This window comes from Ningiella algicola, assembly GCF_028401415.2.
Classification (GTDB): domain Bacteria; phylum Pseudomonadota; class Gammaproteobacteria; order Enterobacterales; family Alteromonadaceae; genus Glaciecola.
In genome coordinates, this window is sequence record NZ_CP171821.2 from 888,501 (window position 1) to 915,158 (window position 26,658).

The window sequence follows — 26,658 nt, forward strand, 5'->3', positions numbered from 1 at the left end:
ATGATCAGATCGCCAAGGGGAGTACAAATTTTAATCAAATTAAGGTTTTTTCTACAGCCTCAACACTTTGCATAAGCGGTTTTGGACGCTCTTGCCAAAATCCGCTTGATGCATTTGTTATGTTTCGGTACTACCAAGATACTTGCCTCATTAAACTTCTATATGATGACAACGCTTGGTAAATGGCAATTTTAAAGCCAATTTTTTTCGCCCAAACTTGATACAAAAACACAGGAAGCAACCAAACTATCAATAGACTCAGTTGGACAAATAAGGCAATGAAGACGAACTCGCTTAATTTTGTATCGATCAAATAAAAAATCAGTACAAATGCGTTCAAAATGACCAGAACCCATATAGCCCGATGAGCGTCTCGACGAACCGCATTTAAATCGAAGTCTTCAAGCTCTTTCAATGGCTACCTCATAGAAACAATCGTGGTAGAGCGACCCATTACTGGGTCGACCCCACACAGATCCGGACGTGCGGAATTACCGCATCCGGCTCTTCAGTTATATATTCACTCGTGTAAAACATGATCCTAATACCAGTCAACTTCTATTACTCGCTTCCTGACGCGTAATGGCTCAATCTGAAAATAGATTAGCATCTCTTTAAAACTGCGCCAATTGTAACTTCGTCTACCACTGCGTCGGTTGAGCCATTTGTAAAGGCTATGCAATACAAATGCGCTTACTTTCGCTAGGCTGCGACTGTTATCGGGTAGTCCAAAGTAGTGGCTAAACCCCCTAAGCTTGCGCTTTAGTTGTGGCAGCCAAATGTTCAACTTCTTTGAACGCTTGGCTTTAATCCAACGATACAGCTCATTAAGGGTTGACCGCTGTTTCTTCGCTGCGGTCCGACGCCTTAAGCGGGGCTGACCACCGGTATCTTTACCCCAGTAAAATGCAAACCCCAGAAACACAAATTGACGTTTACGGCTGGGATGAAAACGACTGAAACGCATCAGTGACGTTTTCTCTTTTGCCACGTCTAAGTTGAATCTCTGTAATCGTGTGGGTAATGCCTGATAAAAGTACTCAGCGTCTTGAGCATATTGAAACGCACACACAAAATCATCTGCATAGCGTATCATCATGGCGCGACCACGCAGACTCGGCTTTACACGCTTCTCAAACCATAAGTCTAAAGCGTAATGCAGATAAATGTTCGCCAGCACAGGACTGATAATTCCGCCTTGTGGACTACCACTAGTCGGCTTATTAAACGCCCCACGAGGCTCTTTTATCCGCGCCTTTAACCATTGTTTGATTAAGCTCAGCAATGCCTTATCGTCTATGCGCTGTTTGAGCATACGCATTAGCCAGTTGTGGTCAATATTATCAAAGAACCCCTTGATATCTGCTTCCACCACATAACCATAGCCCTTAAATTGCAAGTTCAAGGTCAAACTATGCACGGCTTGATGCGCACTTTTATGCGGTCGATAACCATAGCTATGGCGTACAAAATCTTGTTCCCAAATACCTTGCAGTAATTGGCTCACACTTTGTTGCACTAACTTGTCATCTACCGTAGGTAACCCTAATGGCCTTTGATTGCCATTCGATTTGGGGATATATACGCGCTTTATGTCATTCGCTCGGTAGCATTTCTGCTTAAGCGCCCAACTTAAGCGTCGTATATTTTCTGGCAGGCTATCCTCATACGTCGGCATCGTGATCCCGTCTATACCTGGTTTGGCCTGCTTATTGAGTTGACCCCAACTTTGATACAGTAAATCAGTATTTAGCTGTCCGTATAAATTCTGAAACCTGTGCTTGGGGTGGGTCTGTGCTTTAAATGCGATGGCGTTTAGTGTAGTTGTCATAGTGGCTCCAGCCCTACTTTGTCCGGCCTATGTGTCTGCTAAACACCTCATATAACTGTCAGCTCCTTCGCCATGTACAAGGCTTTCCCCTGCTCAGACTACTATGGGCTGATCTGACTGCCAAAGCGTCATCGGCTCACCTTGCTTTTGGCTAAGTTTACCTACCCCTTCCTTAGGGAACACCTTTGGCTCTCTCAAGTTCCTAACGCATCTCTTTATACATGCCACGGCTTGATAACTCCGCTGACTCGCCACAACCTCACCAATATCGGTTGCTTTACGTGGACTTCGGCTGTGTTACAGGCCTTGTCAGTCAGATCTTAAGTATTATCGAAGCGATACCAGCACTTCAGGGACACGTATCCCCTATGGCCTATATAATTCGCTGTCTACGCTTCACGTTACTTGTTCATTTGATTGTGTCTGCACACTGGAAAGCAATTCCCATCCTCAAACTCCGCACAACGCGCAAGACTCGCTACAGGTGGCTGGCTAAGCCTTACCCGACAGGGACTTTCACCCTGCAAGATGCATCAAGCTTGCTTGACGCACTAACAACTTACATAACCGGCGTTGGCGCTCTTTGCCAATGTCCGGTTAATGTTTTTGTTAGCCGCGAATCGAAGAATTGCCCATGAGCAAACCCGCAACACTGAGGTCCTCATCGAGCAAAGGCCAATGAATACCTTCCCCATCACCTAATAGTTCCCATGTCTCTAGTTCTTTAGACGATGCTCTCGATAAACGGGGAAACCAAATTAATGGCACTGAAACAACCCTACCATCTACTAACTCAGCAACTAAGGAGTCCTCGGTAAACGATATCGAACTTGCTAAAGCATGTTGCTCAACTGCTAAAATACTCATTCCATGCCTCCAAAAGAAGTGTTTTATTTTCTATCACTAGGCCTTCTAGCTTTCTAAGTTCTTTCGATGAAAATCTGGTTGAACTTGCAAGCACGACCGGTTGCAGCCAGAACTTTGCTAACATTTTTTCACGTTGAATATGTATGTGGGCTGGCTCACCATTTTCATTGCTATAAAAGAAGAAACGGTAAGGCCCTAATCTAAGTATGGCTGGCATAGTAATAGAGTACAGCAATCCTTGTTTTTTACCAAATAGAAGGCTAACACTTTACATAAGCGGCCATTTACCGCTCTTGTAAATGGTCCGTCTTCATGTTTTTGTTAGCTTCCCCAGCCTCTAATCTCTCGGCTAACCAGACCTTAATGATTGATTGGCGCGTAACACCAATTCTTGAGGCTTCCCTGTCAAGAGATTTGACCATCCAGCTAGGGAAATCTACATTTACACGTTTAAGCGGTTGATTGGGTCGACGCAAAGTAGATAAATCTAAGTCATCTATAATGTCGTCTTTATTGTCGTCAAACTTCTTGTCGAATTCACTAGCTTTCATAAAGCGCCACCTCTGCCTTTCTTGAGCGTCGCACCGAAATAATGCGTATCACTTCATTACGATACGTTATCACTGCGGTCCAAAATTTGTCATCAATAAGACCAACAACGATATATCTCGGTTCCTCAACAAACTGCACCTTCACTTCAATGTGATAATCGTCCATCCATAGCTTTTGAGCATCCTCAAAATCGATACCGTGCTTTGATAAGTTGGATATACTTTTCTGTTCATCATATTCAAAACTCTTCATAGGTATAAAATTTATACCTATTTAGACAAAGCAGCAAGATAAATTTGAAGGGAAGCTAACACTTACGATAAGCGGTAGATGGGCGCTTTTCCCAGATATCCGTCTTCATCGTTTTGTTAGCCATTTGCCTGAAGCTCCTCTTGGATTATCTCAGGGTGACGAAAGGCAATTTGAATAAGAGCTTTAGCCGCGCCTGATGGTTTTCTGCGACCTTGCTCCCACTCTTGCAATGTTCGTGATGAAATTTGCAAAGCTAGAGCGAATTGCGATTGCGATAGGCCAGTTTTTAATCTTGCCTTAGCCACATCGTTTGGTTCAACCTTGTTTAAACGACCAACATTGTTCGCTTTCATTTCTTTAACTGATTGAAGTAACTTCTCGCCCAACTCCATAGAACTCATATCAGAATTAGTCATTATCAATAACCTCTCGAATTGCTTTAAGGATATGCGAAGGGATATTTTCCTTAACATTTTTGCTATAAATTACTAATAGCCAAATTTCGCCATTGCTAAATTTATTGTAATAAATGACCCTTACGCCGCCTCTTTTCCCTGAACCGCTTTTGGACCATCGTATTTTTCTACAACCACCGCTACCTCTTATGACTTCGCCATATTCCGGATTAACCGCTAAAAAAGTGCAAAACTCCAAACGCTCATCTTCTGACCAAATAGCATCGGCATCATTTTTAAAAGTAGGAGTTTCTATAATTGTATACATCACTAAACTATACGTCTTTGACGGAGTTAATGCAAGCATATCGTTGTATTGAGGAGGCATCGTGGTAGAGCGACCCATTACTGGGTCGACCCCACACAGATCCGGACGTGCGGAATTACCGCATCCGGCTCTTCAGTTATATATTCACTCGTGTAAAACATGATCCTAATACCAGTCAACTTCTATTACTCGCTTCCTGACGCGTAATGGCTCAATCTGAAAATAGATTAGCATCTCTTTAAAACTGCGCCAATTGTAACTTCGTCTACCACTGCGTCGGTTGAGCCATTTGTAAAGGCTATGCAATACAAATGCGCTTACTTTCGCTAGGCTGCGACTGTTATCGGGTAGTCCAAAGTAGTGGCTAAATCCCCTAAGCTTGCGCTTTAGTTGTGGCAGCCAAATGTTCAACTTCTTTGAACGCTTGGCTTTAATCCAACGATACAGCTCATTAAGGGTTGACCGCTGTTTCTTCGCTGCGGTCCGACGCCTTAAGCGGGGCTGACCACCGGTATCTTTACCCCAGTAAAATGCAAACCCCAGAAACACAAATTGACGTTTACGGCTGGGATGAAAACGACTGAAACGCATCAGTGACGTTTTCTCTTTTGCCACGTCTAAGTTGAATCTCTGTAATCGTGTGGGTAATGCCTGATAAAAGTACTCAGCGTCTTGAGCATATTGAAACGCACACACAAAATCATCTGCATAGCGTATCATCATGGCGCGACCACGCAGACTCGGCTTTACACGCTTCTCAAACCATAAGTCTAAAGCGTAATGCAGATAAATGTTCGCCAGCACAGGACTGATAATTCCGCCTTGTGGACTACCACTAGTCGGCTTATTAAACGCCCCACGAGGCTCTTTTATCCGCGCCTTTAACCATTGTTTGATTAAGCTCAGCAATGCCTTATCGTCTATGCGCTGTTTGAGCATACGCATTAGCCAGTTGTGGTCAATATTATCAAAGAACCCCTTGATATCTGCTTCCACCACATAACCATAGCCCTTAAATTGCAAGTTCAAGGTCAAACTATGCACGGCTTGATGCGCACTTTTATGCGGTCGATAACCATAGCTATGGCGTACAAAATCTTGTTCCCAAATACCTTGCAGTAATTGGCTCACACTTTGTTGCACTAACTTGTCATCTACCGTAGGTAACCCTAATGGCCTTTGATTGCCATTCGATTTGGGGATATATACGCGCTTTATGTCATTCGCTCGGTAGCATTTCTGCTTAAGCGCCCAACTTAAGCGTCGTATATTTTCTGGCAGGCTATCCTCATACGTCGGCATCGTGATCCCGTCTATACCTGGTTTGGCCTGCTTATTGAGTTGACCCCAACTTTGATACAGTAAATCAGTATTTAGCTGTCCGTATAAATTCTGAAACCTGTGCTTGGGGTGGGTCTGTGCTTTAAATGCGATGGCGTTTAGTGTAGTTGTCATAGTGGCTCCAGCCCTACTTTGTCCGGCCTATGTGTCTGCTAAACACCTCATATAACTGTCAGCTCCTTCGCCATGTACAAGGCTTTCCCCTGCTCAGACTACTATGGGCTGATCTGACTGCCAAAGCGTCATCGGCTCACCTTGCTTTTGGCTAAGTTTACCTACCCCTTCCTTAGGGAACACCTTTGGCTCTCTCAAGTTCCTAACGCATCTCTTTATACATGCCACGGCTTGATAACTCCGCTGACTCGCCACAACCTCACCAATATCGGTTGCTTTACGTGGACTTCGGCTGTGTTACAGGCCTTGTCAGTCAGATCTTAAGTATTATCGAAGCGATACCAGCACTTCAGGGACACGTATCCCCTATGGCCTATATAATTCGCTGTCTACGCTTCACGTTACTTGTTCATTTGATTGTGTCTGCACACTGGAAAGCAATTCCCATCCTCAAACTCCGCACAACGCGCAAGACTCGCTACAGGTGGCTGGCTAAGCCTTACCCGACAGGGACTTTCACCCTGCAAGATGCATCAAGCTTGCTTGACGCACTAACACTTACTTAAGCGGCGTTGGCCGCTCTTGCCAATGTCCGTCTTTAAGTTTTTGTTAGTTGCCGTCATCACCCGGTCTCCACCCCTCATTATAATTTTGAAACTCAATATCTATCCAAAGCTCAACATCACTACTTACAAACATATAACCGAACCCTTCAGGAGCAAATTTCAATTCGGTTTTATATGTAATTCCAGATTTCTCAAGTGAAGAATATGGAGTATTGTTGTCCCCAATTTTTTTAACGCTACGAAGGTTTTCAAAAAGTAAGTTTTGACCTTCCCAAGAGATATTAAAGCCTTCCCAAGCATTTAATGCCGATTTTGCTAGTAAAATCGGCTCTGAGTCCGTATTTACATTATTGTGAATAACTACCAATTCTGCCTCTTCAGTTTCGGGATTGGCGTGCACACCAAAGGAAATAGATTTCCCCTCAGCCTTATCAAAAACGAGTATATATGCACCTGATGCAAAATTTTTGTCAAAATGCAATTTCGCTACATCTAGATATACAAGAAACGAGCACACATCTATACAGGTTTTGGGAAACTGATTGGATTCTGCCATACCTTTTTTAACAGAGTGCTCACTTTTCACAAGCACCTGTGAGTAACACTTTACAGAAATTAGAATAAAAAACAAAAGTGGAATTATCTTCATGACATTCTCAGGCAACTAACACTTTGCATAACCGGTTTTGCGGCGCTTTTCCGCAAAATCCGCGTTAATGCATTTGTTATACATGCGTTACCTCTGAGTCCTTAATTGCTCGATAATCTCGATATAAAGCTGACAGAAGAGACGCTAAAAGAGACATAAATAAAATACTACTGACTAGCGAAGTAGTGAAACCTTCGAACCACATTTTTAAGAGTATCGCTGATAATAATGCTATGACCTCGACCGTCCCTAAAATCACCGCCCATAACTTCTGTCGACGAAGCCCATAAACTATCAGTGCATTTAACGAGAGCAATACAACAAAGACTGGTGCTGCAAACGTCAAGCTTACAGTTGGAAGGAAACCTATAATCACGCCTACCGTTGCCCCCATTAACAGCAAAGCAAAGATAATAACGATTATTAATGTCAAAAAACTGAAGCCTAGCGCTGCGCCCTTCAACTTAACCTCCTATGTCAATTAGCGTGTATAACACTTGATTAAGCGGTAAAAATTGCTTTTTATTTTTATCCGCTTCAATCCTTTGTTAGGGTCTCTCACCGCTAAACTGTCGTTTTTGAGCATATAACGCCGTAAACCCTGATACAGTTAAAATTAATAGAATAGATAGTGCCGCAACTGAAGTAACGCTTACATCTGCATTTAAGCCGAGCCATTGAAAATATGCTAAAGGCAGCCCTAAAATATTCAAAAACATAATTGAAAGTCCTGATAAAACGAACCTATTCTGTGCTATCTGTGATGGTATCCATATATTTGATGCTACGAAAACAAAACCCAATTGAAAAACTATAATACTTGGGACAACTAACAGGAAAGTTAAAATCTCGTAAATCCCCACTAGCTGATTCTGGTCATCAAGCAATTTCCGTCCACTTGGTCGGAGAGCATTATCTAAACGACGAAATGGGTTCATCATAGTGACCCTAACACCATTTTAAGCGGTGGGCGCGCGTTCTTCGCGAACATCCGTCTTCAAAATTTTTGTTAGCTATCATAGCCCAAGCCTCTCAGCATGGAAGGCTAATATTTGAGAGACCGCTTGTGCCCCCAACACTATAAAACAGAGACACCAGAATGTGATAGCAAACCACCTTTTTACCTTTGAATTACCAGTCATCATTATCAAAAAAGGGATTAAGCCACAAAAAAAATATATTAAAAGTGGACTAGTAAAGTACTGGTAAGTTAATTCGTTCGTCCAATATTCAAATGCAGGTGGGTTGATGCCATCTGCTCGCAATGCTAAAAGGCCTATATATGAATTAGCTAAACTCCAAATAATAAATACAAAATAACTAAAGCATAGTATTCCAAATAGCGTTCTAGGCCCAAATGAAAGATAAGTCCTTTTAAAAATATTCAAATGTTACTCCAATGTTCAAACTAAGATAGCTAACACTTTAGATAAGTGGCGCGCAGTCACAAGTCAAGAAATGAACAATTGCCTCTCGCGTCCACTTGATCGGTTTGTTATACGAGCACGAGAACCTGGCCTCAACTGTTACTCGTATGCTGTTCCGTTGCCCCATGAGCGTTCCCTGTTTAGCCGATGCCACACGGGCTCTCGACGATGTTTGATTCCACACTTTTAGCGTCTGTGGCGTCCGTCAGTAAACGCGTTTCTGCGTGCGCCACAGACGCTAAAAGCGTGTCATAAAAAGCCAAACTCTTCCACTGGGCTTTGGTTCAGTTCGCCAATGTTGGGCCCCTGAAGAGCATAAAATACATAATTGCCCGTGTCGTATAACACTTTAGATAAGTGGCGCGCAGTCACAAGTCAAGAAATGAACAATTGCCTCTCGCGTCCACTTGATCGGTTTGTTATACGAGCACGAGAACCTGGCCTCAACTGTTACTCGTATGCTGTTCCGTTGCCCCATGAGCGTTCCCTGTTTAGCCGATGCCACACGGGCTCTCGACGATGTTTGATTCCACACTTTTAGCGTCTGTGGCGTCCGTCAGTAAACGCGTTTCTGCGTGCGCCACAGACGCTAAAAGCGTGTCATAAAAAGCCAAACTCTTCCACTGGGCTTTGGTTCAGTTCGCCAATGTTGGGCCCCTGAAGAGCATAAAATACATAATTGCCCGTGTCGTATAACACCGCCATAAGCGGCGGATTGTATTGTCTAAAATCTGCAATACTTGAGCAAAGCGAAATGCAGGTTTTAGACAATACAATACGTCCGAAGGAACGATAGTGACTGGCTTAATGGCTTTGTTAGCTGCAAGATGGTGGTAAAAGCGCATAAGTAGCCTCCGTATTGCAGTTCGGACATCGCATTTGAAAATTTAATCCCTTATCTTTTGAAAAAACATTATCGCATTTGAAGCAGCATAGCTCTCTTTTTTGGTTTGGTAGGATACTATCAATAATATTTTCTGGCCTATATTTTCCGAGCCATTTTCCATTTGGACAATTCGTATCTTTCACGGAAGGGTAAAAGTGCATGATTGCATCGACCTGAACATCATTTGGTTCAAAGAACGTTAGTCGCATATCCTCTTTAAGCTTAACTTTTAGTTTATTTAAGTCAGTTATTGTTCCAAAACCACAAATATCTAAATATTCGTGAGTCGCATCGTTCTCTAAACGAATAATACCGTTAAAATCAGCGTAAATATGTTTTGTCATGGTGGCAGCTAACACCTTGCATAAGCGGTTTGGCAGCGCTCTTCTGACAAATCCGTCTTCATGCATTTGTTATAACTACCCCGCACGTTTTCTTCCACACTTCAGCCAAACGAGGCTCAACACTATTATGAAAAGGGCCAGTAATGCTGCCCCAAATAATTCTCGGCCTTCAAAATATATATCACCAAGCCCCATAAATTGAGATTGAGAATCATTGCATGCCCCTAGTCCCATCCAATTTTGCATAAATGTGCCACCACACAATGAAACAGTACTAACAGTTTTAAATATTAGGACTATTGCAATAAACCAGATAAGTGCGGACGTTATTAATTTTTTCATGGGATGCTTCGGTAGTTATAACACCATTTTAAGCGGTGGGCGCGCGCTCTTCGCGAACATCCATCTTCAAAATTTTTGTTAGGCTGCATTTAAATCTAGTCGTTGAACTGTATTCAAATCTAAGCGCTGTTTTGCTCGCCATAATTCATAATTGTCTTGCATACTTAACCAACTTTCTGGTGTTCTTCCTAGTGTTTTAGATAATCTTAAAGCCATTTCTGGACTTATTGCACTCTTACCTTTGACTATTCGGCTCAAAGTTGAAGCAGCTACGCCGAGATGAGTTGCTAGAGTTCGGCAACTAATACCAAAAGACTCTAGATAGACCAATTCTATAAATTCACCAGGGTGTGGTGGGTTATACATGTTCATTAGTGATAATCCTCATAATTAAGAATGTAAGCATTACCGTCCTCTAGAAAAAACAACATTGCGTGCTCTGGTTTACTGCCGCTCTTATTACGCCAATAAAAACGGTAGTCTACACTGGGGTCTTGAAAACACATATCCATCGCATCGGCAACGGAACATATTACTCGGCGAGTTTGAATATTGAGGAAATTCAAACTCATCTGCACTAGATTCTGCATTCGGCATAAATGTATCGAAAAACTCAGAAGCCAATTTTCTACTTCTTTTATTCGAAATTACATATACATCGCAAAACTCAGGCATTTTGAAACCTAACACCCGATTAAGCGGCGCTGGCTGCTCTTGCCAGTGTCCGCTTCAATTTTCTTGTTAGCTATCATCTGCAATACTCCAGTTAAGCCAGTACTTATTAGATATTTGGACCATTTCCTCATGAATAATCGAATTAGGGTTAGTCAGTTTAAATGTCAGAGACTTTATAAATCCTATCTCACCCTCTTCATTATCTAGAGACATGAATTCGACGAACAAACTTCCGCAACCTTCTTGCTCAAACCATCCTTGATTGCTCACAAAATTATAATAATTCCAATTACCTGAATTTACAAAGGGCATAAGTTTTGCGTATAAATACTCAACCAAGTCATTGTTCGCCTGGTCAGGTAACCATCCCTTTTTTGGAGATATATAATAATTCGTCATATTTCTTTTTGATAGCTAACGGGCAGTGACGTAGCGGCATAATCGCGAAGCGCGGCTGCGTTACTGTCCCAGTGAACGAAGTGAACGTGTTTAGCGCTTTGTTAGGCGTCATTCCCACGCCCAGCCCTTGGTATGACACGATTCTTTTACCCAGGTTGCCAACTGTTCGTTGTTCACCTCTGCGATTGAAGCTAGTTTTACATATCGAGTTTCGCCACCCATTTCCGGTGGGTTTAATAGATGCTGACTATTAAGAAACACTATATTTACGGAAACGTTATAAGGCGAAAGTTGAATAACCCAGCCATGTTCTTTTGAGCCATAGAAGGCATTACCCCACTTCACGGCAAATTGCGGATTAGGTAGATGCTTCTGAACAAGAGCGTGAAGCTCTCGGACTATTGGAGCTATTTTTGGCCTTAAGTCCTCAAACCATTCATCGAATACTGCAATATCTTCATTTGGGACAGGCGGCTTTTTCGTTGATAGTGGTTTTTGTGTTTTCATACGATCTCTCGAATGTTGCCTAACACCAAGTTAACGAGTTATCAGATCATGGCGTGGCGCTTGCGAATGCAAGCGACATGACATGATCTGATAATCTCTGTTAAACGTTTTGTTAGGCTAGAACTTGCGCATGTACTTTGCTCACGCTTTCCAGAATAAAGCTCATTTTATTATCAGACACTTAAGTTTTTTAACCACTTTTCCAGATGTACGTGGAAAAGCGAGAATGCTAACGACAATAAAGGCTACTAAAAGCGATAAAGATTTGAATAAAGAGCCATCTAGCAATGAACTAATACAATAAAAACATAAAAACAGCAAAGCTATTACTTTATACCTAGTTCTTATTCCTCCGCCAGATTCGTACATAACGGCGCCGCAGATTGGGCAAATGTGTTGTGTGAGTATGTATGTGAAAAAGTTATAATTCACATGGTATAAACGGGGAATCACCGATGATTCACAATTTTCGCACTTGACATTGGTTTGTGACATTCTTGTCTCCTTTTCGTCCTTATTTAATGTTGCCTAACACTAAGCTAAGGGGCAATTACATGGTGCTATGATGGCGAAGCCGCACCATGTAATTGTCCCCTTGAGCGCCTTGTTAGATTTTCCTCGCATTTTAAAACGACCTCAGTTTAGCGAAGATATGACTGTTATAGTATTGCCCATTTTTGAAGATGGCCTTTTCCAAAATTGCTTCTTCTTTAAATCCAGCTTTGAGTAGAAGCCTCATTGATGGTTGGTTGTCTGAAAAGACAGGCGCAGAAAGTCTGATAATGCCGGTATTATTAAACACATAGTTAACTAACTGATTGATAGCGGCAAGAGTAATACCTTTGCGCCAGTATTCTTGTGCTAGCCAATATCCGATTTCCCCTGATTTTTGATATTCAAATTCACCATGATATACGCCGATGCAGCCCACCATTTCGTCTTCGTATGAAATGGCTTTGATAAGTTCGCCTTTGCTCCCTTCGTTAACCCACCACATAGCATCTTGAAGAGTGTAGGGTGACGGAATTTTTGTGGACAGAAATCGAGTTACTGATTCGTTATTCAGAATACTCACGAGTTTTTCAACATCGTTTTCTGTGAAGTCTCGAAGTAAAACCATTGAAGTCCTTTTGCTGTTCAGGATAAATTTGTCTCCAGAGAATCTAACACTTTGCATAACCGGTTTTGCGGCGCTTTTCCGCAAAATCCGCGTTAATGCATTTGTTATACATGCGTTACCTCTGAGTCCTTAATTGCTCGATAATCTCGATATAAAGCTGACAGAAGAGACGCTAAAAGAGACATAAATAAAATACTACTGACTAGCGAAGTAGTGAAACCTTCGAACCACATTTTTAAGAGTATCGCTGATAATAATGCTATGACCTCGACCGTCCCTAAAATCACCGCCCATAACTTCTGTCGACGAAGCCCATAAACTATCAGTGCATTTAACGAGAGCAATACAACAAAGACTGGTGCTGCAAACGTCAAGCTTACAGTTGGAAGGAAACCTATAATCACGCCTACCGTTGCCCCCATTAACAGCAAAGCAAAGATAATAACGATTATTAATGTCAAAAAACTGAAGCCTAGCGCTGCGCCCTTCAACTTAACCTCCTATGTCAATTAGCGTGTATAACACCTTGCATAAGCGGTTTGGCACCGCTCTTGTGACAAATCCGTCTTCATGCATTTGTTATATTTCACTTAGTCCTCCAGACTCATTTAGAATAGGCTGTGCCCAAACGTAAAACTCAGATTTACCGTTATCCCAAGGCCATACACCGTCGGTCGTAGGCCAAATAAGCTGTAGCATTTTAAAATCATCACCATTGTTTAGCCAAAGTCCCCAACCGAAATACTCGTCATAATGCTTCTTATCGACTTCGATAAAACAAACATCAAAATTACCAAGAAAGTCTGAATAGTATTTACCCGGCTCAAACACTTCACCCGCAAGCAGCCTATTCTTATAATTGTTGATAATGCTGTGAGCCAGCTTGTTCTTGAGGCCTAAAATGACAAGATCGGGTTTACCTTGTTTCTTGCCGATTCCTATAGAATAAGAAAACGAAGGCTTATTATCGCCTTCCATTACGCCCAGCACATGACAACCAAACTCTTCTATATCATCAAGTGCTTTCTTGTCCGATTCGTCCACTAAGCTCTCCGTGAAATATAACACCAGCCTAAGCGGCGTATTGCATTGTGTAAAAACTGCAATAATCGAGTGAAGCGAGTCGCAGTTTTTACACAATGCAATACGTCCGAAGGAGCCACAGCGACTGGCTTGAGGCTCTTGTTATGTGCCCACGAACTCAAACCGACCGCCATACCTGCTTTGTACCGAACAAATAATACATACCATAGATACAGCAAATAATTGAGCTGACAACCCAAAAGGTGACTGAATTTTGGTGCACCACAGGATCTGATGTAACAAACGGAGCAAACAAACCAGCAATTCCACGAATGAGATATATGGCTGTGATAAGGACCAAAAAAGTTTTTAAAAGTGGCAATTTGAAAATCAGACCCGCGCCAGAAAGTGCGTATAACCCCCAACCAGCAAGAATAGAAGCGATGATAAGGGTTACTATTGTGGGATAAGGGTCTTCGACAGCAGCCAGTTGAGCCATTCTTTCCCCTGCACCAAAGAATAGATACCATTCTGGACCACCAAAAATACAGGCTATATGAAGTAAGGAAGCTATGAAACTTAAACAACCAGCAATAATAAGTGTTTTATTCCTTTGCATTAAAACTCCTTTCGCACATAACGCCTGATTAACGAGTGGCTAGTTGATGGCATGACGGTTGCGAATGCAAGCGTCATGATATTGACTAGACATCTCTGTTCAATCTCTTGTTAGCTTTCGCCTTTAAAGGATACTTGTCTGGGTTATCAAGTATCTGTTCGCTTAAATCCACATCCAAATCAGGCCAATGAAAATAACCAGGCGCTAACTCTTCAATATTAAAAATCTGCTCTATTGGCCTAGATTTAAACCAAGGATAGTCTTCGAATGACAAGAAGTATTCTTTGTCCGACGAGGTAAGAAGCCATATGCCAAAAGGTGATACGTTAGTAACTTCAGTCTTTAAAGTGTCGTTGCCAAGCGCTGATGAGCTCATCTTGTCGCCCCCTGACCAATTGTTCTATTCGAGATAATTGTTTATTAGAATAACCGAAAGATTTTGCTAATGCTATTTCTGGCTCTAACCAATATTTTGCTTCGCCGTCACCCGATAAGACATGGACATGCATACGAGACTCTTCTCGTGAGAAAAAGAAGAACCGGTAACCATCTTCCCTGAATACTGTTGGACTCAATTTCTACTCCTTAGAAAGCTAACATCTGATTAAGCGGTAAAAATCGCTCTTTATTTTTATCCGCTTCAATCTTTTGTTATCTCTAATTGCTTCATGTTTGCCTCCAAATCTTTTAAATACCTATCGATTTCAACATCGTGCTCATATTCAGGGATTAGTCTGCTAGTGCAATAATTTACTTCTCCATCATTTGCTGCAACAAAAACATACCGCGAGCCAACCTCAATTGGAAACCCACACGCAGCACTATCGAGATAAGTTTCGACCTCAGAAGGGATAAAATCACCAGTTTTAAATACTTTTTCAACCTCAAATTTTGCTACAACAGTCACATACTTCCCATTCGAAGGTTCAGTTTTCGCTTCCGTGACAAATGCAATAAAGACATTCTCACCATAACCGCTTTCCATCACATCTCGTCCAGATAGTTGAGCACAACTGCATGCAAGAGTACTACCTGAGATAACTAATAATAAAATAACGAATAAAAATTTCAAAAAAACCTCATTAGAGATAACACGCCAATAAGCGGCGTTCGCGCTCTTTGCGAATGTCCGTCTTAATTGGTTTGTTAACTTTTGAGCTTAAAACTACCATTGGTTACCCACTGAATGATATAAAGTAAATACTTATAGCGATTAATATTAATAGTCCAACTGCACTGCACCAGCCTCCTGACGTGCTAGTTTCTGACCAATACGCATATTGGCGCTTTCGTGGATATTTACCACCAGATAAGAGCTTACAAACTGGCCACCCGACCCAATAGCAAATCGTTCCAAAAAAGATTTCGGCTAAAATGTATCCTATAAATCGTAAAAAACCGCTAACTAGAGAAGAACCAAAATCATCCAAAATATCTAATATCCTTTTAGAAAGTTAACGCCAATTTGAGCGGCACATTGTATTTGCTAAAAACTGCAAAAATTGAGCAAAGCGAAATGCAGATTTTAGTAAATGCAATGTGTCCGAGCGACCGGTAGGAAGCGACTCTAAATTTTTGTTAGGTGTTCCTGTACCACCATTCCATTGTGAGCAGATCATCCGTTCCCTCAAACTCTCCGATTCTGACATAAATCAATACCTGCTTTTGATTTTCACTATTGACAGTGACAACTGATTCAAATGGTTCTTTCCAATTTTTCTCTTGCTCGAAAAATACATACATCTCACCAGTAAAACGAACTTGAGTACCCGACAAAACCTCTGCTCGTAACCCAGAAACACCATCGTACCATATACCTTCAGCAAGCTGGTCCGATAGAATTTCTGCGGAAATGTACTCAAAAGATGAAGAAATCATTGCCTTGTACATATCGAACACTTCACCTGTTAACAGTCGTTCGATATTTTTGACAAACCTATTGATTGCTTCAATTTTCAAAGAACACCTAACACTTCGTTAAGCGGCGAAAATTGTTCTTTATTTTTGTCCGCTTCAACGTTTTGTTATGCATCGTTCTCTCTACTTCCTAAAGGTTCGATAAATCTAAGTAGAAAACCGTCTGGGTCTTGCAATAAAACCTCAAGTTGTCCCTCTTCGCGGCCTTCACCCACGAAATACCAACTTTCCTTGCACCCTTCATACAATGCAATATTGGCAATTCGTGCTTTAGCTTCAATGTTTCGAACACTTTCTACTTCTATCTGAAAATTTACACCCCGACCAAATGGAGGCTCCAAACTTCCCGTCAACCATCCTGATTCATGTATTTGTTCTAACATAAGCTGCGCTTGACCAATTTCTAAATAAGCAAATGGAGGGTTCTCGCGTCGATATCTAACACTGAAACCCAAACACAAATAAAACGCTAATGATCGGTCGAGATTACTCACAGTTATCTCTGGAACCATTGCATTCCAATACTCACTCATTCAGTCCACCAAGATGCATAACACTTTGCATAACCGGTTTTGCGGCGCTTTTCCGCAAAATCCGCGTTAATGCATTTGTTATACATGCGTTACCTCTGAGTCCTTAATTGCTCGATAATCTCGATATAAAGCTGACAGAAGAGACGCTAAAAGAGACATAAATAAAATACTACTGACTAGCGAAGTAGTGAAACCTTCGAACCACATTTTTAAGAGTATCGCTGATAATAATGCTATGACCTCGACCGTCCCTAAAATCACCGCCCATAACTTCTGTCGACGAAGCCCATAAACTATCAGTGCATTTAACGAGAGCAATACAACAAAGACTGGTGCTGCAAACGTCAAGCTTACAGTTGGAAGGAAACCTATAATCACGCCTACCGTTGCCCCCATTAACAGCAAAGCAAAGATAATAACGATTATTAATGTCAAAAAACTGAAGCCTAGCGCTGCGCCCTTCAACTTAACCTCCTATGTCAATTAGCGTGTAATCGTGGTAGAGCGACCCATTACTGGGTCGACCCCACACAGATCCGGACGTGCGGAATTACCGCATCCGGCTCTTCAGTTATATATTCACTCGTGTAAAACATGATCCTAATACCAGTCAACTTCTATTACTCGCTTCCTGACGCGTAATGGCTCAATCTGAAAATAGATTAGCATCTCTTTAAAACTGCGCCAATTGTAACTTCGTCTACCACTGCGTCGGTTGAGCCATTTGTAAAGGCTATGCAATACAAATGCGCTTACTTTCGCTAGGCTGCGACTGTTATCGGGTAGTCCAAAGTAGTGGCTAAATCCCCTAAGCTTGCGCTTTAGTTGTGGCAGCCAAATGTTCAACTTCTTTGAACGCTTGGCTTTAATCCAACGATACAGCTCATTAAGGGTTGACCGCTGTTTCTTCGCTGCGGTCCGACGCCTTAAGCGGGGCTGACCACCGGTATCTTTACCCCAGTAAAATGCAAACCCCAGAAACACAAATTGACGTTTACGGCTGGGATGAAAACGACTGAAACGCATCAGTGACGTTTTCTCTTTTGCCACGTCTAAGTTGAATCTCTGTAATCGTGTGGGTAATGCCTGATAAAAGTACTCAGCGTCTTGAGCATATTGAAACGCACACACAAAATCATCTGCATAGCGTATCATCATGGCGCGACCACGCAGACTCGGCTTTACACGCTTCTCAAACCATAAGTCTAAAGCGTAATGCAGATAAATGTTCGCCAGCACAGGACTGATAATTCCGCCTTGTGGACTACCACTAGTCGGCTTATTAAACGCCCCACGAGGCTCTTTTATCCGCGCCTTTAACCATTGTTTGATTAAGCTCAGCAATGCCTTATCGTCTATGCGCTGTTTGAGCATACGCATTAGCCAGTTGTGGTCAATATTATCAAAGAACCCCTTGATATCTGCTTCCACCACATAACCATAGCCCTTAAATTGCAAGTTCAAGGTCAAACTATGCACGGCTTGATGCGCACTTTTATGCGGTCGATAACCATAGCTATGGCGTACAAAATCTTGTTCCCAAATACCTTGCAGTAATTGGCTCACACTTTGTTGCACTAACTTGTCATCTACCGTAGGTAACCCTAATGGCCTTTGATTGCCATTCGATTTGGGGATATATACGCGCTTTATGTCATTCGCTCGGTAGCATTTCTGCTTAAGCGCCCAACTTAAGCGTCGTATATTTTCTGGCAGGCTATCCTCATACGTCGGCATCGTGATCCCGTCTATACCTGGTTTGGCCTGCTTATTGAGTTGACCCCAACTTTGATACAGTAAATCAGTATTTAGCTGTCCGTATAAATTCTGAAACCTGTGCTTGGGGTGGGTCTGTGCTTTAAATGCGATGGCGTTTAGTGTAGTTGTCATAGTGGCTCCAGCCCTACTTTGTCCGGCCTATGTGTCTGCTAAACACCTCATATAACTGTCAGCTCCTTCGCCATGTACAAGGCTTTCCCCTGCTCAGACTACTATGGGCTGATCTGACTGCCAAAGCGTCATCGGCTCACCTTGCTTTTGGCTAAGTTTACCTACCCCTTCCTTAGGGAACACCTTTGGCTCTCTCAAGTTCCTAACGCATCTCTTTATACATGCCACGGCTTGATAACTCCGCTGACTCGCCACAACCTCACCAATATCGGTTGCTTTACGTGGACTTCGGCTGTGTTACAGGCCTTGTCAGTCAGATCTTAAGTATTATCGAAGCGATACCAGCACTTCAGGGACACGTATCCCCTGTGGCCTATATAATTCGCTGTCTACGCTTCACGTTACTTGTTCATTTGATTGTGTCTGCACACTGGAAAGCAATTCCCATCCTCAAACTCCGCACAACGCGCAAGACTCGCTACAGGTGGCTGGCTAAGCCTTACCCGACAGGGACTTTCACCCTGCAAGATGCATCAAGCTTGCTTGACGCACTAACACCACATTAAGCGGCGAAAATTGCTCTTTATTTTTGTCCGCTTTAATGTTTTGTTATGCGCAATTACCACGTTTTCTTGCTCCAATTTCCACCAATCTCCTCAAGAAGATTCAATTTCAAAGTGACAGTCTTATCTTTTACAATTGTTATAGTCGCTAAGTCGTAGCCCCATTTAAAATATCCAATTCCATCAATTTCTTTTTCTGCGCGATACATATCTCCTAAAGCAAAGCTTATATATAGCCAGTCACCCTTGTCACCATATTCAGAAAATGCAGGGCGATTTTCATCTAATCTATGCATTTCGTGGGTTACGTCCAATGACCAAAGCTCAACATTTTTAAGTTCTGAGATAATCTCGCTTGGGATTTTAATCAGTTCGCTACCACGGAATAATTCAATTTTTTCCACGTCGTCAGTTTCAACATTTAGTTCGATATTCAGTGAGAATGTTTCGTATGGTGAAGGTAAAACACCTTCCATGTAAACTTTGTGAGAATGTACATTGACTGGTACAGAAGCAAAAACAGAGCCGAACCAAAACACTGAGAAAAATAGCATTAACTTACTCAATGGATTCTCCTTTGCGCATAACACCACGTTAAGCGGCGAAAATCGTTTTTTATTTTTGTCCGCTTCAACGTTTTGTTATGCATCGGTGTTTAAAAAAGCAATGTTACATCTCACTGCTTCATCGATATTTTTATTTGAACATTCTGCTAATGGGTGTTCGCGTAAAAAATCCAAAATAACCTGATTAGTCTTTATAGCAAAATTATCAGTTCCATAAACATCACCGAAAACACCTTTGAGTCGGACGTCGTCGTTGTACATTAGCAATAGAGCGTAACGCAATTGACGTTTTGCAGTTTCAGGTGAATTGAGCAACTGCTCATATAAGTGTTTAAGCACCATTGCTTCCTCCCATCTATCATTTACCAAATTTGATTGAGCGATCAAATTTGCATTTAATTCATCTGTTTTGAGCTGCTTGTCCGTTATAAAACCAAGGCCATATGATAAAAGTCCTACGATGACAATTAATGTAACTGTGAGTTTCTTGCTCAAAAAGCCTCCTTAGATGCATAACACCTTACATAACCGGCGCTGGCCGCTTTTGCCAGTGTCCGGTTTATGTATTTGTTAGCAGCTCGGACTTTTAACAACCTCATAGTTTATATAATACTCGAAATTAGTAATTGAATTATCAAAGGCAAAAAAATTGGCGACACCACAATCACCACCACTTTGTAAGTTTGTTATTGTAACTTCAGCGCTACCTATAATGATTTCTGCGTTTTTTGCGCTCTTATATTGCGTCATGTTCAAAGACGATAAAATTTCATCGTTATTTAGCAATTGGATATAGTTCGGCAACTGAATATTTCCAATTTTCCTAGACGGCAATAGTCTGATTATTTCATCAGGTGGAATCGCCGCCAGAATATAGGCCTCACCAGCTTCATTTATAGTTGCTACAACTTTAGCATTGAAAGTAATCTTTCCAGAAAATTGCAGATATAAACCGTTGTCGATTGGATAAAGCGCAAAAGGACTTCCTTCTGGAATAGAGAACTCCCAATCTCCAAATCGTTCGGCACTAAGCTCGATTGAAAAAAATAAAACAACGAAAAATGCTGAATATTTCATGGCTGCTAACGCAAAGCTAACGGGCAGTAACGGAATGGCAAAATATGCGAAGCATGCCATTGCGTTACTGTCCCAGTGACCGAAGGGAACGAGTTAAGCGCTTTGTTAGCCACCCTTTACATCCGCGATGGAGAAATGATGACTGGCAATGTTAAAACCTTCCCGTAGATAAAATTTATGAGCGGGAAAACGCTGCACGCCTGAATCAAGGTGTATTTGTTCGCAGTTATTTTTAGCCGCAAATTCCTTGAACCAATTTATGAAAAATCTTCCCACGCCCGTTGAGCGATAGTTAGGATTTGTAATTAAATCGTCGATATAAATATGCTTACCCCACGCAAGCTTCTCGCCGACACAAAACCCTGCAACGGCTAGAATTCCATCTGAAGACCTTACATACGCTACTTTGTACCCATACTCATACTGTTTTTGAATTTGATTTGAAAGCGTATCTAAATCGTAACTGGTTCTTAAACTTAACAAGGCTTTTAGAACCGCCTCGTAATCATCATTTTTTTCAAGGAAATGAACTTCCATACCTACTCCGATTTGGGTGGCTAACAACTTATTAGCGAGCATTTACAATAAATACCAACGAACAGTACAAAATTGCTAATTCTCAATTATCATTATCCCTTGTTTTACAAGTTATTTTTAAAACAATCAAGCGAGATCAATACTAAATTAACCACGTTTTTAGCGTGCATGTATTTATCATGCCGCTCGATAAAAACGTTTTTTTCTAAAACTCTAATGTTTTCAATTACTTTTCATTTATTTCGAATGCGTTTTGCGAGACATCAGATGAGATAAAGCGAGAATGATTAACAACGCAACTACAAGGATTGTATTGTGTCTAAATTTTTAACTGACATTGCTCAATTTATGCGCACAAAGCGCTACAGTATCAGAACTGAAAAGTCATATATTGGCTGGATAAAAGCCTTTATTCGATTTCATAAATATAAACATCCTAAAATGCTTGCAGAAAATGAGGTAGAGAGCTTCTTGAATTTTTTAGCTAATGAGAAAAAAGTCAGCGCCTCAACGCAGAACCAAGCGCTTTGCGCGATCGTCTTTTTGTATAAACACATACTTGATCGGGAGCTGATAAATTTACACTTCGGTTATAGTAAAACACCAAAAAGACTTCCAACGGTATTAAGCGAGGGTGAAGTTTCTGAAATTCTTGCAAATTTAAAAGGAATTCATCATCTCATTGCTTGCATATTATATGGGTCAGGCTTGAGGATTAGCGAAGTCTTGAGGCTTCGGATAAAAGATATCGACTTTAATTATAAAACGATATTTGTATTTAGAGGCAAAGGCCAAAAAGACCGAGTTTCAATGCTTCCCCATTCGCTGATAGAGCCGCTGAAAGAGCAAATTCAAAAAGTGAAGAAAATACATGCCAGAGATCTAGAAGATGGCTATGGTGCAACGTCCCTTCCCACCAGTTTACATAGAAAATACAAAAATGCTTTGAAAGACGCGAAATGGCAGTACATATTTCCTTCAACTACCCGATGTCGCCATCCGGCCGACGGATATGTTTGCCGACACCACTTACACGAAACGGCATTTCGTAAACAGTTGCGCACTGCGGTATTGGCGTCCGGTATCGACAAGCAGGTGAAAGCACATAGTTTTCGCCATTCATTTGCCACAGAAATGCTAAAAGCTGGGGCTGATATCAGAACCTTGCAAGAGCTACTAGGCCATACCGATATAAGAACAACTGAAATCTATACTCATGTAATTGGCGACAAGTTCTCTGGTAAAAAAAGCCCACTGGACCGAATAGCCTCGTCTTAATTGCTAAGGTAAAACTACCAACAGGATCGATACTATAGAAGGAGCAGCTTGAGACTTAAATCAATAATGAATATTCATGCGCTTTAACCAATGCACCCACCACCATGCGGGGCCAACTAGCAAATAACGCAAGTCTTCGAAAAACGAAGGTTTTTTACCTTCAATTTTATGTCCCACAAATTGCAGGACCCACATCACCACAAATAAAGCTAAACAAAACCAAAAAACCGATATATCAAGCATTATCAGCAACTTTATACCGCCGAACACGGCAATGGTTAGCAAGGTCATAGCAGCGCCAATTGGACCAGAGAGTTTGAAATAGTAATACAATGTTGGAATAGCCAAAATGTGCGCCCAAGTGATATTGAATGTCGCAATAAACTCCGGCACCGGAATAGCCCAAATTAAGCCAATGGTAACGAAATAAATGCTTGGCACTGCTATAGCATGAATTAAGATATTGGTTTTGTTTTGATGGCTTTCGCCGTAATGATTAATAAGACGTTCTATTTCGCGCATGGATATGCTTCCACTTTTTGTATGTGTTTGAATGCGTTTAAAGCACTAAGCGCTTTAGCTACATTCCTCTGCAATTACGATTTTGCAACATAATTGTTATAGGAAGTTTACAAAAACAATTGCCTGTCAGCAACAATATCGCTATTCAATCATGCCTTGTCTGTGCATTCTCACCTGCCCTTGCTACCATTACTCGCAAATTTCAGCAGCAAACTCATCATTAATAATGACCAGTCACTACATTACCTATCAAATTACGCCTATAGATGTAAACGAACATTTGTTTGAGGTGCTAATGCATGCTCAGTTACCCGAATTTGTGGATGATAAGCTTATTGTGAGCTTGCCAGCATGGATACCAGGCAGCTATATGATCAGAGACTTTGCGCGAAACATCATCCAAATTGATGTGCAAGAGCAAGATCTGGCGCTTAAAAAACTGGATAAACAAACTTGGCAACTCAATCTAACGGATACTGCAAAAGAATCGTTCCGTTCGGTTACCTTAAAGTATCGAATATTCGCCTACGACTTATCAGTGCGAAGTGCCTACATCAATCATGAATACGCGTTTTTTAATGGCACCAGTACTATGCTACAGGTCAATGGTCATGAATCTTTACCGCATTACATGCAGTTATTAGGAACCGAGCAGACTCAAAGCTGGAAAATTGCCACCGCAATGCCGTGTTTGAATTATGATGCAAACACAGGTACTTTTACTGAACTAGCGGCAAACGTACAATTATCCGCCGCGAGCCTCCCTGACGCACTCAATCCAAATGCACCCGCTTATTTAAGCGACAACTACGATATGCTTATTGATCACCCGGTGTTGATGGGTAATTTGTGTATGCAGAGCTTCGAGGTACTTGGCGTGACCTTTAATGTGGTGTTTACCGGTGAAGAAACCATGGACTTAGCGCGCATATGTGAAGACTTAAAGCCCATTTGTGAGCATCACATTAAACTGTTTGGAGAGTGCCCAGTAAAAGAATACTGGTTTATGACACTATTATGTGCAAATGGCTATGGTGGGTTAGAGCACAAGAGCTCTACGGTATTACAATTCGCAAGATTCGACCTACCCATGGCGGGCGACAGTAGCGTAAATGATGACAAAAGCGAACAATACCAACAATTTCTGAGCCTGTGTTCTCATGAGCTATTCCACACTTGGCACGTCAAGCGGATCAAGCCATACATGATGGTGACACCCGATTTAAGTCAAGAAAGCTACACACCTCAGCTATGGATTTATGAAGGCTTTACGTCTTTATATGATGATCTGACACTTGCTCGTACGAGTTTAATTAGCCCCTTAGACTATTGCCAAATTTTAGGAAAGAGCTTTACCCGTTTAATGCGCAATCCTGGCAGACACTTGCAAAGCATTAGTGAATCGAGCTTTGATGCTTGGACACGCTTTTACAAGCAAGATGCAAGTTCAACCAATCATATTGTCAGTTACTATCTTAAAGGCTCACTTGTTGCGCTTGCCTTGGACATAACATTGCGCCAGCAAAGTAATAGCAAATACTGTTTAGATGATGTGATGCGCATATTGTGGGAACAAGCCGGTAAACAGGAAACTGGTACGCTCGACGATGTGATTTCAAAAATATGTAAAACGCATTTTTCACTAGATATTGAAAGCTTTTTGCATGTAGCTGTGAGCACCACCATGGATATGCCGTTTAACTCTATTGTAAACGGCATCGGCTTGACACTGCACATGCGTGCGCGTGAGCACAATGATGACAAGGGAGGTAAGCCTGTCAAACAGCCATTAACTCGCGATATTGGCGCGCAGTTTGAGCAACAAAGCAATGGTCTGAAAGTAACCCAAGTGCTCGCAAGCTCTGCTGCTGCACAAAGTGGCATTCAGCTAAATGACGTTATAGTGGCCAGCAATGGATTTAAAGCAAACTATTCGCTAATGACTCGCCAACTCGCCAACACTAAACTTGGCAGCGCTGTGAAACTGCATGTCATGCGCGACGAGCAGTTAATTGAGATAAACCTTATCGCGAAACCACCCGCGCTCGACACATGTTATCTAACGATTGAAGATGAAGGCGTGTTTAAGCAGTGGCTAGGCATAGATAAACCCAACTAAATTAGTTCACTAAGCGATACGTTCACCCAAGAGCGCTGCGAAACGCTCTTTTTGCGCAATTGGCGAATTGTTTCATTTAGCGCTACTTTTAGCCTAAGTGAATACGTGAGTCTAAAAGCAAAATGCGAGAAAAAGTTAATTTTAAAAGCGGGGAAAACACCTTATCCGGGCTTCTTGAGAAACCCTCGGGTAAAATTAAAGCATATGCACTATTTGCACATTGTTTTACCTGCGGCAAAGACATTGCTGCCGCCAGCAGGATATCGACCAGCTTGGTTGAACACGGTTTTGCAGTATTACGATTTGATTTTACGGGGCTTGGTAATAGCGACGGTGACTTTTCAAACACGAACTTTTCATCTAATTTAGACGACGTACTCGCTGCCGCCGCATATTTATCAGAGCATCATCTCGCACCGCAAATGCTGGTGGGGCACAGCCTTGGCGGCGCTGCTATGCTGTCTATTCAAGATAGACTCCAAAGCGTCAAAGCAATTGTCACCATCGGCTCCCCTGCAACGGCTAAACGTGTGGTGCAAAATTTTGTGGATGATATCGGTGAGATTCAAAATACCGGACTTGCCCATGTTAAACTTGGCATGCGCAGTTTTACGATCAAAAAACAATTTTTAGATGATTTAGACAAATACTCCCACAAGCATTTTTCACTAGCAGGTAAGGCCTTGCTGGTCATGCACTCTCCCATTGATGAAATCGTCCCAATTTCACAAGCCGAAAAAATATATCAGTGGGCGAAACATCCTAAAAGCTTTATCAGTCTAAACAAGGCTGACCATCTACTTACTAACAAAGCCGACACTGAATATGTGGCAAAAGCCATTTCTGGTTGGGCAGAAGCGTATATAGTGGATGAAAGCCATCAGGAACGTGCCACATTAACTCACAGCGATGTGCTTAACGTAGAAGAAAAAGACCACAAATTTACGAATTTAGTCTTGAGTAATGAGCATGCATGGCTAGCTGACGAACCCATCGAAATGGGCGGGCAAAACTTAGGCCCCTCTCCTTTTGAACATCTGAAAGCGGCCTTGGGCACCTGCACATCCATGACAATTCGAATGTACGCAGATCTTAAAAAATTACCACTTGAGCATGTATCAGTGTCTGTAAAACATCAAAAAAATGATGATGGCTCGCAAACCCTTGCCCGCGAAATTTCACTCATTGGAGATGTTACCGACGCCCAGCGGCAGAGGCTCTTAGAAATCGCAAATAAATGTCCCGTACACAAAACCCTAAGCGGCACTTTGCACATTGATAGCGTATTGGCACCTAAGCAAAACGCCTGAATGCCATGTATGATTTATCAAGCTGTTAACGACCTGTTTTTCAAAACGTAATAACTAATTAGCAAATAAAATAATCATTGGTAAAAATTAGTAGTTGTTATCGTTACTT

38 protein-coding genes are annotated in these 26,658 nt (G+C 41.8%); 3 read left to right on the forward strand and 35 right to left on the reverse strand.

The annotated features are described in order from the left end of the window. Positions 1–130: 130 nt before the first annotated feature. The 34 genes from PN836_RS04000 to PN836_RS04165 all read right to left on the reverse strand — a co-directional run bounded on the left by PN836_RS04000 (position 131) and on the right by PN836_RS04165 (position 21,320). Complete coding sequence (locus PN836_RS04000) at positions 131–415, reverse strand: hypothetical protein (protein ID WP_395343766.1); 285 nt, start codon at positions 413–415, stop codon at positions 131–133. Positions 416–541: 126 nt separating this feature from the next. Continuing rightward, positions 542–1,831 (reverse strand): group II intron reverse transcriptase/maturase, encoded by a 1,290-nt coding sequence (gene ltrA, locus PN836_RS04005; protein ID WP_395343768.1) that lies wholly within the window; start codon positions 1,829–1,831, stop codon positions 542–544. A gap of 609 nt (positions 1,832–2,440) precedes the next feature. Further along, on the reverse strand, positions 2,441–2,698 hold the full coding sequence (locus PN836_RS04010; protein ID WP_395343769.1) for a DUF2442 domain-containing protein: 258 nt from the start codon (positions 2,696–2,698) through the stop codon (positions 2,441–2,443). Beyond that, positions 2,679–2,915: a DUF4160 domain-containing protein gene (locus PN836_RS04015; RefSeq protein ID WP_395343772.1), complete on the reverse strand. Its 237-nt coding sequence runs from the start codon at positions 2,913–2,915 to the stop codon at positions 2,679–2,681. The genes PN836_RS04010 and PN836_RS04015 overlap by 20 nt, the downstream gene beginning before the upstream one ends. 67 nt (positions 2,916–2,982) lie before the next feature. Then, on the reverse strand, positions 2,983–3,249 hold the full coding sequence (brnA, locus tag PN836_RS04020) for a type II toxin-antitoxin system BrnA family antitoxin (RefSeq protein ID WP_382410212.1): 267 nt from the start codon (positions 3,247–3,249) through the stop codon (positions 2,983–2,985). Then, positions 3,239–3,502 (reverse strand): BrnT family toxin, encoded by a 264-nt coding sequence (locus PN836_RS04025; protein WP_395343775.1) that lies wholly within the window; start codon positions 3,500–3,502, stop codon positions 3,239–3,241. The genes brnA and PN836_RS04025 overlap by 11 nt, the downstream gene beginning before the upstream one ends. Before the next feature lie 116 nt (positions 3,503–3,618). Continuing rightward, complete coding sequence (locus PN836_RS04030; RefSeq protein ID WP_395343777.1) at positions 3,619–3,918, reverse strand: helix-turn-helix domain-containing protein; 300 nt, start codon at positions 3,916–3,918, stop codon at positions 3,619–3,621. After that, positions 3,911–4,303 (reverse strand): transcriptional regulator, encoded by a 393-nt coding sequence (locus PN836_RS04035; RefSeq protein ID WP_395343779.1) that lies wholly within the window; start codon positions 4,301–4,303, stop codon positions 3,911–3,913. Before PN836_RS04035 ends, PN836_RS04030 begins: the two co-directional genes overlap by 8 nt. A gap of 87 nt (positions 4,304–4,390) precedes the next feature. Further along, on the reverse strand, positions 4,391–5,680 hold the full coding sequence (ltrA, locus tag PN836_RS04040; protein WP_395343768.1) for a group II intron reverse transcriptase/maturase: 1,290 nt from the start codon (positions 5,678–5,680) through the stop codon (positions 4,391–4,393). A gap of 609 nt (positions 5,681–6,289) precedes the next feature. After that, entirely contained in the window at positions 6,290–6,832 is a 543-nt protein-coding gene (locus PN836_RS04045) for a hypothetical protein (protein ID WP_395343781.1), read from the reverse strand. 139 nt (positions 6,833–6,971) lie between these two features. After that, positions 6,972–7,328, reverse strand: coding sequence for a hypothetical protein (locus PN836_RS04050; RefSeq protein ID WP_395343784.1), 357 nt, complete (start codon positions 7,326–7,328; stop codon positions 6,972–6,974). A gap of 115 nt (positions 7,329–7,443) precedes the next feature. After that, on the reverse strand, positions 7,444–7,836 hold the full coding sequence (locus tag PN836_RS04055) for a hypothetical protein (protein WP_395343786.1): 393 nt from the start codon (positions 7,834–7,836) through the stop codon (positions 7,444–7,446). Positions 7,837–8,922: 1,086 nt separating this feature from the next. Further along, positions 8,923–9,093 carry a hypothetical protein gene (locus tag PN836_RS04060; RefSeq protein ID WP_395343788.1) on the reverse strand — a complete coding sequence of 57 codons (171 nt, stop codon included), beginning with the start codon at positions 9,091–9,093 and terminating at the stop codon, positions 8,923–8,925. Positions 9,094–9,138: 45 nt separating this feature from the next. Further along, the gene (locus PN836_RS04065; RefSeq protein ID WP_395343790.1) at positions 9,139–9,618 is read right to left on the reverse strand and encodes a hypothetical protein; all 480 of its coding nucleotides are present in this window, start codon (positions 9,616–9,618) and stop codon (positions 9,139–9,141) included. A gap of 9 nt (positions 9,619–9,627) precedes the next feature. Then, positions 9,628–9,894, reverse strand: a complete 267-nt coding sequence (locus tag PN836_RS04070; RefSeq protein WP_395343792.1) for a hypothetical protein — start codon at positions 9,892–9,894, stop codon at positions 9,628–9,630. A 78-nt stretch (positions 9,895–9,972) separates the two neighbouring features. Then, the gene (locus PN836_RS04075) at positions 9,973–10,266 is read right to left on the reverse strand and encodes a HigA family addiction module antitoxin (protein ID WP_395343793.1); all 294 of its coding nucleotides are present in this window, start codon (positions 10,264–10,266) and stop codon (positions 9,973–9,975) included. Then, positions 10,266–10,466 carry a hypothetical protein gene (locus PN836_RS04080; protein WP_395343795.1) on the reverse strand — a complete coding sequence of 67 codons (201 nt, stop codon included), beginning with the start codon at positions 10,464–10,466 and terminating at the stop codon, positions 10,266–10,268. Before PN836_RS04080 ends, PN836_RS04075 begins: the two co-directional genes overlap by 1 nt. Before the next feature lie 169 nt (positions 10,467–10,635). Beyond that, a complete protein-coding gene (locus tag PN836_RS04085; RefSeq protein ID WP_395343797.1) occupies positions 10,636–10,968 on the reverse strand; it encodes a hypothetical protein in 333 nt (110 codons plus the stop codon). A gap of 108 nt (positions 10,969–11,076) precedes the next feature. Beyond that, positions 11,077–11,475, reverse strand: coding sequence for a DUF1801 domain-containing protein (locus PN836_RS04090; RefSeq protein ID WP_395343799.1), 399 nt, complete (start codon positions 11,473–11,475; stop codon positions 11,077–11,079). Positions 11,476–12,100: 625 nt separating this feature from the next. Continuing rightward, positions 12,101–12,595, reverse strand: coding sequence for a GNAT family N-acetyltransferase (locus tag PN836_RS04095; RefSeq protein ID WP_395343800.1), 495 nt, complete (start codon positions 12,593–12,595; stop codon positions 12,101–12,103). A 104-nt stretch (positions 12,596–12,699) separates the two neighbouring features. Further along, entirely contained in the window at positions 12,700–13,056 is a 357-nt protein-coding gene (locus PN836_RS04100; protein WP_395343784.1) for a hypothetical protein, read from the reverse strand. A gap of 118 nt (positions 13,057–13,174) precedes the next feature. After that, entirely contained in the window at positions 13,175–13,639 is a 465-nt protein-coding gene (locus tag PN836_RS04105; RefSeq protein WP_395343802.1) for a DUF4262 domain-containing protein, read from the reverse strand. 157 nt (positions 13,640–13,796) lie between these two features. Beyond that, a complete protein-coding gene (locus tag PN836_RS04110; RefSeq protein WP_395343804.1) occupies positions 13,797–14,237 on the reverse strand; it encodes a hypothetical protein in 441 nt (146 codons plus the stop codon). Between the two features lie 85 nt (positions 14,238–14,322). Further along, on the reverse strand, positions 14,323–14,613 hold the full coding sequence (locus PN836_RS04115) for a DUF2442 domain-containing protein (protein ID WP_395343805.1): 291 nt from the start codon (positions 14,611–14,613) through the stop codon (positions 14,323–14,325). After that, positions 14,573–14,812 (reverse strand): DUF4160 domain-containing protein, encoded by a 240-nt coding sequence (locus PN836_RS04120; protein WP_395343808.1) that lies wholly within the window; start codon positions 14,810–14,812, stop codon positions 14,573–14,575. Before PN836_RS04120 ends, PN836_RS04115 begins: the two co-directional genes overlap by 41 nt. Positions 14,813–14,877: 65 nt before the next feature. Further along, positions 14,878–15,309 (reverse strand): hypothetical protein, encoded by a 432-nt coding sequence (locus PN836_RS04125; RefSeq protein ID WP_395343810.1) that lies wholly within the window; start codon positions 15,307–15,309, stop codon positions 14,878–14,880. 506 nt (positions 15,310–15,815) lie between these two features. Then, complete coding sequence (locus PN836_RS04130) at positions 15,816–16,196, reverse strand: hypothetical protein (protein ID WP_395343813.1); 381 nt, start codon at positions 16,194–16,196, stop codon at positions 15,816–15,818. A 65-nt stretch (positions 16,197–16,261) separates the two neighbouring features. Beyond that, a complete protein-coding gene (locus PN836_RS04135) occupies positions 16,262–16,687 on the reverse strand; it encodes a VOC family protein (protein WP_395343815.1) in 426 nt (141 codons plus the stop codon). A gap of 78 nt (positions 16,688–16,765) precedes the next feature. Continuing rightward, positions 16,766–17,122, reverse strand: coding sequence for a hypothetical protein (locus PN836_RS04140; protein WP_395343784.1), 357 nt, complete (start codon positions 17,120–17,122; stop codon positions 16,766–16,768). A 165-nt stretch (positions 17,123–17,287) separates the two neighbouring features. Next, positions 17,288–18,577, reverse strand: coding sequence for a group II intron reverse transcriptase/maturase (gene ltrA / locus PN836_RS04145; protein WP_395343768.1), 1,290 nt, complete (start codon positions 18,575–18,577; stop codon positions 17,288–17,290). A 619-nt stretch (positions 18,578–19,196) separates the two neighbouring features. Then, a complete protein-coding gene (locus PN836_RS04150; RefSeq protein ID WP_395343817.1) occupies positions 19,197–19,706 on the reverse strand; it encodes a hypothetical protein in 510 nt (169 codons plus the stop codon). Between the two features lie 75 nt (positions 19,707–19,781). Continuing rightward, the gene (locus PN836_RS04155; RefSeq protein WP_395341193.1) at positions 19,782–20,201 is read right to left on the reverse strand and encodes a hypothetical protein; all 420 of its coding nucleotides are present in this window, start codon (positions 20,199–20,201) and stop codon (positions 19,782–19,784) included. A 75-nt stretch (positions 20,202–20,276) separates the two neighbouring features. Then, a complete protein-coding gene (locus PN836_RS04160) occupies positions 20,277–20,843 on the reverse strand; it encodes a hypothetical protein (protein ID WP_395343820.1) in 567 nt (188 codons plus the stop codon). Positions 20,844–20,888: 45 nt separating this feature from the next. Beyond that, the gene (locus tag PN836_RS04165) at positions 20,889–21,320 is read right to left on the reverse strand and encodes a GNAT family N-acetyltransferase (RefSeq protein ID WP_395343821.1); all 432 of its coding nucleotides are present in this window, start codon (positions 21,318–21,320) and stop codon (positions 20,889–20,891) included. 315 nt (positions 21,321–21,635) lie between these two features. Here PN836_RS04165 and PN836_RS04170 point away from each other — a divergent pair, with 315 nt between their 5' ends. Continuing rightward, complete coding sequence (locus PN836_RS04170; RefSeq protein WP_395343823.1) at positions 21,636–22,598, forward strand: integron integrase; 963 nt, start codon at positions 21,636–21,638, stop codon at positions 22,596–22,598. 60 nt (positions 22,599–22,658) lie between these two features. On the opposite strand, the gene PN836_RS04175 is transcribed toward PN836_RS04170, so the two are convergent. Next, positions 22,659–23,120 (reverse strand): DUF962 domain-containing protein, encoded by a 462-nt coding sequence (locus PN836_RS04175; RefSeq protein WP_395343826.1) that lies wholly within the window; start codon positions 23,118–23,120, stop codon positions 22,659–22,661. 226 nt (positions 23,121–23,346) lie between these two features. Here PN836_RS04175 and PN836_RS04180 point away from each other — a divergent pair, with 226 nt between their 5' ends. Further along, positions 23,347–25,239 (forward strand): M61 family metallopeptidase, encoded by a 1,893-nt coding sequence (locus PN836_RS04180; protein WP_395343827.1) that lies wholly within the window; start codon positions 23,347–23,349, stop codon positions 25,237–25,239. Positions 25,240–25,361: 122 nt separating this feature from the next. Further along, on the forward strand, positions 25,362–26,549 hold the full coding sequence (locus PN836_RS04185) for an alpha/beta fold hydrolase (RefSeq protein ID WP_395343830.1): 1,188 nt from the start codon (positions 25,362–25,364) through the stop codon (positions 26,547–26,549). Positions 26,550–26,658: the final 109 nt, after the last annotated feature.

What these genes read in the sequence shown, in the direction of transcription:
- PN836_RS04015 (WP_395343772.1), bottom strand. Translation starts at nt 2,915, where the DNA reads ATGCCAGCCATACTTAGATTAGGGCCTTACCGTTTCTTCTTTTATAGC.
- PN836_RS04185 (WP_395343830.1), top strand. Translation starts at nt 25,362, where the DNA reads ATGCGAGAAAAAGTTAATTTTAAAAGCGGGGAAAACACCTTATCCGGG.
- PN836_RS04160 (WP_395343820.1), bottom strand. Translation starts at nt 20,843, where the DNA reads ATGGCATGCTTCGCATATTTTGCCATTCCGTTACTGCCCGTTAGCTTT.
- PN836_RS04035 (WP_395343779.1), bottom strand. Translation starts at nt 4,303, where the DNA reads ATGGGTCGCTCTACCACGATGCCTCCTCAATACAACGATATGCTTGCA.
- PN836_RS04080 (WP_395343795.1), bottom strand. Translation starts at nt 10,466, where the DNA reads ATGAGTTTGAATTTCCTCAATATTCAAACTCGCCGAGTAATATGTTCC.
- PN836_RS04180 (WP_395343827.1), top strand. Translation starts at nt 23,347, where the DNA reads ATGACCAGTCACTACATTACCTATCAAATTACGCCTATAGATGTAAAC.
- ltrA (WP_395343768.1), bottom strand. Translation starts at nt 1,831, where the DNA reads ATGACAACTACACTAAACGCCATCGCATTTAAAGCACAGACCCACCCC.
- PN836_RS04095 (WP_395343800.1), bottom strand. Translation starts at nt 12,595, where the DNA reads ATGGTTTTACTTCGAGACTTCACAGAAAACGATGTTGAAAAACTCGTG.
- PN836_RS04115 (WP_395343805.1), bottom strand. Translation starts at nt 14,613, where the DNA reads ATGAGCTCATCAGCGCTTGGCAACGACACTTTAAAGACTGAAGTTACT.
- ltrA (WP_395343768.1), bottom strand. Translation starts at nt 5,680, where the DNA reads ATGACAACTACACTAAACGCCATCGCATTTAAAGCACAGACCCACCCC.
- ltrA (WP_395343768.1), bottom strand. Translation starts at nt 18,577, where the DNA reads ATGACAACTACACTAAACGCCATCGCATTTAAAGCACAGACCCACCCC.
- PN836_RS04010 (WP_395343769.1), bottom strand. Translation starts at nt 2,698, where the DNA reads ATGAGTATTTTAGCAGTTGAGCAACATGCTTTAGCAAGTTCGATATCG.
- PN836_RS04135 (WP_395343815.1), bottom strand. Translation starts at nt 16,687, where the DNA reads ATGAGTGAGTATTGGAATGCAATGGTTCCAGAGATAACTGTGAGTAAT.
- PN836_RS04030 (WP_395343777.1), bottom strand. Translation starts at nt 3,918, where the DNA reads ATGACTAATTCTGATATGAGTTCTATGGAGTTGGGCGAGAAGTTACTT.
- PN836_RS04175 (WP_395343826.1), bottom strand. Translation starts at nt 23,120, where the DNA reads ATGCGCGAAATAGAACGTCTTATTAATCATTACGGCGAAAGCCATCAA.
- PN836_RS04025 (WP_395343775.1), bottom strand. Translation starts at nt 3,502, where the DNA reads ATGAAGAGTTTTGAATATGATGAACAGAAAAGTATATCCAACTTATCA.
- PN836_RS04070 (WP_395343792.1), bottom strand. Translation starts at nt 9,894, where the DNA reads ATGAAAAAATTAATAACGTCCGCACTTATCTGGTTTATTGCAATAGTC.
- PN836_RS04075 (WP_395343793.1), bottom strand. Translation starts at nt 10,266, where the DNA reads ATGAACATGTATAACCCACCACACCCTGGTGAATTTATAGAATTGGTC.
- PN836_RS04085 (WP_395343797.1), bottom strand. Translation starts at nt 10,968, where the DNA reads ATGACGAATTATTATATATCTCCAAAAAAGGGATGGTTACCTGACCAG.
- PN836_RS04110 (WP_395343804.1), bottom strand. Translation starts at nt 14,237, where the DNA reads ATGCAAAGGAATAAAACACTTATTATTGCTGGTTGTTTAAGTTTCATA.
- brnA (WP_382410212.1), bottom strand. Translation starts at nt 3,249, where the DNA reads ATGAAAGCTAGTGAATTCGACAAGAAGTTTGACGACAATAAAGACGAC.
- PN836_RS04165 (WP_395343821.1), bottom strand. Translation starts at nt 21,320, where the DNA reads ATGGAAGTTCATTTCCTTGAAAAAAATGATGATTACGAGGCGGTTCTA.
- PN836_RS04065 (WP_395343790.1), bottom strand. Translation starts at nt 9,618, where the DNA reads ATGCATGAAGACGGATTTGTCAGAAGAGCGCTGCCAAACCGCTTATGC.
- PN836_RS04090 (WP_395343799.1), bottom strand. Translation starts at nt 11,475, where the DNA reads ATGAAAACACAAAAACCACTATCAACGAAAAAGCCGCCTGTCCCAAAT.
- PN836_RS04055 (WP_395343786.1), bottom strand. Translation starts at nt 7,836, where the DNA reads ATGATGAACCCATTTCGTCGTTTAGATAATGCTCTCCGACCAAGTGGA.